We start from the raw sequence: 6,457 nt of genomic DNA on the forward strand, positions 1-6,457 counted from the left end.
GCCGATGGTAGTGTGGGGTCTCCCCATGTGAGAGTAGGACATCGCCAGGCTTTAATTTCGTTTTTATCTTTTTGATAAAAAAGGTAGAGACAACAAGTTGCATTTATGCTGAATAGACACTGCGGAGTGGTAGTTCAGTTGGTTAGAATACCGGCCTGTCACGCCGGGGGTCGCGGGTTCGAGTCCCGTCCACTCCGCCATTATTAAAGAAGCCTGAATCTAACGATTTAGGTTTTTTTTCGTCTATCGAAAGTGGTTATCTTTACTAGGTAGTCAGTACATAGCAATAATATTTTTGATATGTTTTAGTGTTATTTTATCGTAAGCACATCATAAATTCCGCATTCTAATCACTCAAGACGAAGAATAAGATCAAACCTCCAATCCAGATGAGATTTGAAATGCTCAACCGACTGACCAACCAAGAATGGAAAATCCTTATTGAACAATCCAAACCGAGTTCATTATCAAAACTTGCTTTTTTGCAAACGCAATGGTCTCAGTCCTTCAACGTTTTATGCCAAACATCAACAATTCAAAGACACTGTCACATCTCAAAGGTTTATTCGAGCTGAAGTCGTCGAAAAGACAACAAAGTATCAAATTTCTTAAACACCTACTGCTAACATGACACTTTTCGTCAACGATATTGAACTCAGTATTCCGCAAGGTACGCCTGCCACTTATGTTGCTGAATTGACGGGTATATTATCATGAAGCGTATGCTCACCGCTCCAGATACCTACCTTTATCGTGAGAGTGTTGACTTTAGAAAGTCGATCAATGGGCTGCCGCAATTATCGAAAATGGCACCGCCTTAGCCTTGGAACCGGTGCTCTGTTCTTATTTACTAATAAGCAGCGTGATAAGATCAAAATATTATACTGGGATAAAGCGGGTTTCGATCTCTGATATAAGCGGCTCGAAAAAGCTAAATATAACTGTTCTTCAAAAGAGAAGTTACAGGTATTCAGTTTGTTTCAAAATGATCTCGACGAGTTACTTTCTGGCTTCACTATTATTGGTCATAAACCAATAAAAATAAATGAGTTAACCATGATTTAATGGATTATAAATAGACATAACTTACATATTTTCATGGTGTTAATTGATGATGGACACTTATCTCTCGACAATAATCGCGCTGAACGTACAATCAATAGTGATAGGCAGAAAAAACGGGCTGCTTTCTAATAGGCCGAGTGCGATGCTTTATAACGTCGTGGAAACTGCAAAAGCCAACAGACTTATCCTCTACGGCTACTTGGCCAAATGCATGAAAAACGGGCGCAACCTGAGCCAGAAATAAATGCGCTGCTTCAAACACTAATAATATCGCCCGTAAGTTCATGGGGCTGATACATGTTGAAAACTTGGTGTTCTACTGTTTGCATTATCATTGATTATAAAAAGAAGCACTTATAATTTGGAGTAGTTCTTTGAATATATCTAAGATGCTGAAATAGGGTAATTCTGTGGGTATATTGATGACGAATATATAATAGAGGGGATGAGGTGCAGGCTGAGAAAATCTAGTGGGTTGATGATCACAGCAAGCGCAGTAATAATAATTATTACTGCGCTTGCTATCAGTATTATAGAATTTGATTAAGGATATGATCGACTTTAATTCGGCGGATCCGCTTAATTAATTTCTTTACTTGGGCTGGATAGCTGTCGATTTTCTCGATTTGCTTATAGCTGCCAATTAATGTGGTGTGAGTCAGTATACAATCAATTTCTTGCTGAGTTTGCGGAGCGAGATGTTGATTTTTATCATGAATAAGAATGGCGTTTTCTAGGTCAAGTTTCCATGCTCGTGGGTTTAAATTATTTCCTGTCACTAGCATGTATTGATCATCGACCCAGATCCCTTTGAGATGGAAGCTATTGTTATCATGTTTCCATAAGTGAATCGCTAATTGGCGACTTGCTATTGCTGCTTCATTATTTTTTGCAAAATTACGTAGGTTGACTTCGTAGAGATAAGGTAGACCTGCAATAGTTTTAAACGGCTCTGATGGTGGAATATAAAAGTCGTTCGCTGTTTTGTCGCCAACAACAATCGTGACTTTCACACCACGTTTTAGCGCTTTAATGACTTCTTTGCTGACACCACGAGGAAAATTAAAATAAGGTGTGCAAATGGTTAATTTATTCTGCGCACTGGCAATTAAAGTACAAATATCTTGATTGAGTTGATTTCGACGCTTACCTAAACCAATGAGTGGCGTTAGACCTACTTCATCTGCTGCGATAGCTTCTGATGTGTAGTGATAGCTTGCTTGTTGTAATTTTGCTCGAAGATCTTTTATCGCGCTTTTTAATGATTTTGTATCGGGACGTTCTGCTTGATTTAGGCAATTGACCGCATCACTTTCCACTAAGGTTTCAGTGATAAATTGCGCCATACTATTCGCTAATTTGTTATTTTTAATAACATGGTAGCGGTCGTAACGATAGCGGTCATGTTGTGCGAGATAAACATCATTAAGGCTAGCGCCGCTGTATATCACGCTATCATCGATAATAAAGCCTTTTAGGTGCAAGACACCAAATACTTCGCGATTTCGTACTGGTACGCCAAGAACTTCAATCGAATGCTGATATTTTTCGGCATATTCATGGTATAAGGCGGCATTACCATCGGATTGACTCGCACCTATGAGGCCACGCTGAGCGCGGTGCCAGTCAACGAATACTTTAATATCTAATGTCGGATTACGTTGTTTTGCTTCGTATAGCGCAGTCAGAATACCGCGACCAGCTTCATCATCTTGCAGATAAAGAGCAACAATATAAATACGTTGCTGCGCTGAATTAATTTCTTGGTACAAACGCTCCCTGAAAGAACTCGCGTCAAAAAGAGTCTCTAAATTTTCGGGCTTGTGCGCAATACGCGGCAGCTGATCTATATGCTGCCTGTTAGCAATAGCTGAATCCATTATCGCCTCGTTTACACGATCTATAAGAAGATAAATTTGAGTTAAGGAACGAATTATATCAGAAAAAGTAGCAAGTCAATCTACCTCATTGTCAGATATATAGCTACCTCACTAAATTATGATTATAACCAAGCCTTATATTGCATTGGGATGAGTTTTTTTCCGCTATTACAGTAACGTGCAAATCGTTGCTGTAAATCATGGGGTAATTGCTCGGGGGATAATGTAATAAACCCCGCGTGTAGGTAAAGTATTTTAAGTTCTTTAAATGCAAAGCAATAACATGGTTTTTGTTTTATTTGTGGCATGGCACGTTGAAGTAAGTGAGTTGCCAATTTTTGACCGCGGAATTCAGGTTTGACGAGCATGCCTGTTAATAGCTGTAATTCACCAATAGATTTAAATCGAACGCAGCAAACAATGCCTTGTGGCGATTCTCCAACCCATAAAATCTCATCGCGTTTAGCTTTTCCTGCGGGATAAAAATCTTTATAAAGTTTATTGACGATGGGTAAACGAATTAAATTTAATGGTCGATAATGAATTTGGTTCATGGGAAAACACTGCGTTGTGAGATTGAATCGGGTAAAATGAATCAAATAGTATAAAGATATGGTCTCAAATTAACATGAAAGTTTTACATGATCATAGGTTAGCGCCTTATCATACCTTTGGTATTGATGTTACTGCCACACAGATTGTAGAAGCCGAAAATATTGATGATTTCATTCATATTTGGCACGATTCAAGTTTTTTTAATATGCCTAAATTAGTCGTAGGACAGGGCAGTAATTTACTTTTTTGTGAAGACTATCAAGGCGTGGTTATTCTTAATCGAATTAAGGGTATTACGTTAGCTGAAACCTCAACGAATTTTTGTTTGCATGTCGGGGGCGGTGAAGATTGGCATCAACTGGTTTGTTGGTGTGTAGATCGTAATATTGGTGGTTTAGAAAATTTAGCATTAATTCCAGGTTGTGTCGGATCATCACCTATTCAAAATATTGGTGCTTATGGTGTCGAGCTTAAAGATGTTTGTCAATATGTCGATGTGCTTAATGTTACCACTCAGGAGGTTAAACGCTATGACGCAGCATCTTGTCAGTTTGGTTACCGAGATTCTATTTTTAAGCATCAATTAAAAGATGACCACATCATTGTTGCAGTTGGTTTCTGTTTGCCAAAAACGTGGCAACCTAAAATCGCGTATGCACCTTTAAATCAATTTGATATAGCAACGGTTACTCTGCGGCAAGTGTTTGATACTGTGTGCGAAGTACGTAAAGCAAAATTACCCGATCCTGCGGTGATTGGTAATGCTGGCAGTTTTTTTAAAAATCCGATTATTACAAAGAATATGTTAGATAAGCTACAGGTTGATTATCCAACCATGCCTAGTTATGGTGTCGATGACCAGCATGTGAAATTAGCCGCGGGTTGGTTGATTGATCAGTGTGGCTTAAAAGGTTATCAAATTGGCGGTGCTAAAGTACATCCCCAACAAGCGCTGGTATTAACAAATATTGGTACAGCAACGGCGCAAGATGTTATTCATCTTGCACAGTTCGTGGTTGATAGTGTAGCAACAAAATTTGATATAGCATTGGAACATGAGGTGCGGTTTATGTCAGCTAACGTTGAAACGCATTTGGCCGAGATACAAGCATAATGAAAGAACATTCAACCCGTTTAGCCCTTATTCGTTTATTAGCTGATGGTCATTTTCATTCTGGTGAAAAATTAGGTTTGGCGTTGGGAATGTCGCGTGCTGGCATTGCTAAACAAATTAAAATTATTCAACAGTGGGGGCTTGATTTATATAGTGTTCAAGGCAAAGGTTATTGTTTGGTAGCCCCGATTGAATTACTTGATAGTCAGCGTCTTGCTAAATTGGTTAATAGCCCTCAATTAGAATTGATCCCGGTGATTGATTCGACTAATCAATACTTACTTAATCAGATCGATCAATTACCAAGTGGCGCTGTTTGTCTTGCTGAATATCAGCAAGCTGGTCGTGGTCGACGTGGCCGTCAGTGGCAATCGCCTTTTGGAAGTAATTTATATTTATCTACCTATTGGCGTTTAGAAGCGGGTGTTGCTGCAGCGATGGGGTTAAGTTTAGTTGTTGGTGTTGCTATTGCTGAGGCGTTACAAGAATTTGGTGCGCCTGATATTCGCGTAAAATGGCCTAATGACCTTTATTATCATGATCAAAAGCTAGCGGGAATTTTAGTTGAAATGACAGGTAAGGCTGGTGATGCTGCGCATTTAGTGATTGGCGTTGGGTTGAATATTGCGATGCCTACGGCTGCGACAACGATGATTGATCAATATTGGACAAATCTTAGTGCCGCTTGTTCTCCTTTACCGTCACGTAATGTGTTGGCGGCAACGTTAATTAATCGTATTCATCAAACGCTCACAGAATATGAAGAGATTGGATTAAATGGTTTTGTTGAGCGTTGGAACAAAATTGATAATTTTTTAAATCGGCCAGTTAAACTATTGATTGGTGATCGTATAATAGAAGGAATTGCTCGTGGTATTAATGAGCAAGGGGCTTTATTGCTGGAAAATGACGATGATATTACTGCTTATATTGGTGGTGAAATAAGCCTTAGAGGTTGTTAATGCAATTATTAATTGAAGCGGGTAATACATACGTTAAAGTTGCTCTATTACATGTAAGTGGTCGCGTTGAGCTGATTGGTAAATATCCGAGTAAAAAATTAGAGTTAGTATTAGATCCTATTCTAGAACAAAAGATTAAACGCATTGTTTTTGCAAGTGTTGGGCCCGTTGAAGTTGATAATACGATTCAGCGTATCGCACAAGTAGCGAATATCCCTGTGCTGCAAGTAAAGACGATGCGTAAAGATTTTGGGGTTAAAAATGGTTATGGCGAATACCAATATTTAGGCGTTGATCGTTGGCTTACATTGGTCGCTATTCATCAAAATTTTAAGCGTCCTACTGTTATCGTTGATATTGGTACAGCATTAACATTTGATGTTTTAAGTAGTGATGGAAAGCATCTTGGTGGCTGGATCGCGCCAGGTTACCAGTTAATGATGAAAGTGGTACTGGAAAATACCACTAAGGTGTTTTCTGATCATGACCATAATGATCGTTTAAGTTTAGCAGACAATACGGCTGACGGTCTTAAAAATGGTTGCCGCGCGGCATTGATAGGTCTGATTGAATATGGTTTAAAAGAAGCCCGTGAAAAACTCACTGTAGAGCCGGAAATTGTATTGTGCGGCGGCGGGGTTCGCCATCTTCCTTTAGACGATATTAAAAATTATAATCACCGCTCAGAATTAGTTCTTGAAGGACTCGCTTTGTATGCGAAACGTCGATAATGGATAAAATTACGTCAGTTGATAAAAAAAGTATAAAAAAAAGCACTAAAGTATTGCATCAAAAATCATCATTATCTAGAATGCGCATCAATTAAGCCGACTTAGCTCAGTAGGTAGAGCAACTGACTTGTAATCAGTAGGTCACCAGTT

The 6,457-nt window shown here is 39.0% G+C and carries 6 protein-coding genes, 1 tRNA gene and 2 pseudogenes; 7 read left to right on the plus strand and 2 right to left on the minus strand.

What is annotated here, in order from left to right:
• Positions 1 to 123 precede the first annotated feature (123 nt).
• From Q0V26_RS17660 to Q0V26_RS17670, 4 genes and pseudogenes are all read left to right on the plus strand, one after another.
• Positions 124 to 200 (plus strand) — tRNA-Asp (locus tag Q0V26_RS17660).
• A 201-nt stretch (positions 201 to 401) separates the two neighbouring features.
• Positions 402 to 717: pseudogene (locus Q0V26_RS17665) on the plus strand (IS66 family insertion sequence element accessory protein TnpB).
• Between the two features lie 66 nt (positions 718 to 783).
• Positions 784 to 912: an IS66 family insertion sequence element accessory protein TnpB gene (gene tnpB / locus Q0V26_RS17915; protein ID WP_363316474.1), complete on the plus strand. Its 129-nt coding sequence runs from the start codon at positions 784 to 786 to the stop codon at positions 910 to 912.
• A gap of 195 nt (positions 913 to 1,107) precedes the next feature.
• A pseudogene (locus Q0V26_RS17670) lies at positions 1,108 to 1,359 on the plus strand (hypothetical protein); the annotation flags it as partial.
• Between the two features lie 236 nt (positions 1,360 to 1,595).
• Here the strand turns inward: Q0V26_RS17670 and pssA are convergent.
• A complete protein-coding gene (pssA, locus tag Q0V26_RS17675; protein ID WP_297486278.1) occupies positions 1,596 to 2,945 on the minus strand; it encodes a CDP-diacylglycerol--serine O-phosphatidyltransferase in 1,350 nt (449 codons plus the stop codon).
• A 122-nt stretch (positions 2,946 to 3,067) separates the two neighbouring features.
• Complete coding sequence (locus Q0V26_RS17680; protein ID WP_297486280.1) at positions 3,068 to 3,499, minus strand: GNAT family N-acetyltransferase; 432 nt, start codon at positions 3,497 to 3,499, stop codon at positions 3,068 to 3,070.
• 74 nt (positions 3,500 to 3,573) lie between these two features.
• Here Q0V26_RS17680 and murB point away from each other — a divergent pair, with 74 nt between their 5' ends.
• Genes murB through Q0V26_RS17695 form a run of 3 tightly spaced genes read left to right on the plus strand, consistent with a single transcriptional unit; the run spans position 3,574 to position 6,307 of the window.
• Complete coding sequence (murB, locus tag Q0V26_RS17685) at positions 3,574 to 4,614, plus strand: UDP-N-acetylmuramate dehydrogenase (RefSeq protein WP_297486283.1); 1,041 nt, start codon at positions 3,574 to 3,576, stop codon at positions 4,612 to 4,614.
• Positions 4,614 to 5,576, plus strand: coding sequence for a bifunctional biotin--[acetyl-CoA-carboxylase] ligase/biotin operon repressor BirA (gene birA, locus Q0V26_RS17690; RefSeq protein WP_297486286.1), 963 nt, complete (start codon positions 4,614 to 4,616; stop codon positions 5,574 to 5,576). Before murB ends, birA begins: the two co-directional genes overlap by 1 nt.
• Positions 5,576 to 6,307 carry a type III pantothenate kinase gene (locus Q0V26_RS17695; protein ID WP_297486289.1) on the plus strand — a complete coding sequence of 244 codons (732 nt, stop codon included), beginning with the start codon at positions 5,576 to 5,578 and terminating at the stop codon, positions 6,305 to 6,307. The genes birA and Q0V26_RS17695 overlap by 1 nt, the downstream gene beginning before the upstream one ends.
• Positions 6,308 to 6,457 lie beyond the last annotated feature (150 nt).

The organism is uncultured Photobacterium sp. (genome assembly GCF_947039875.1).
GTDB lineage: Bacteria > Pseudomonadota > Gammaproteobacteria > Enterobacterales > Vibrionaceae > Photobacterium.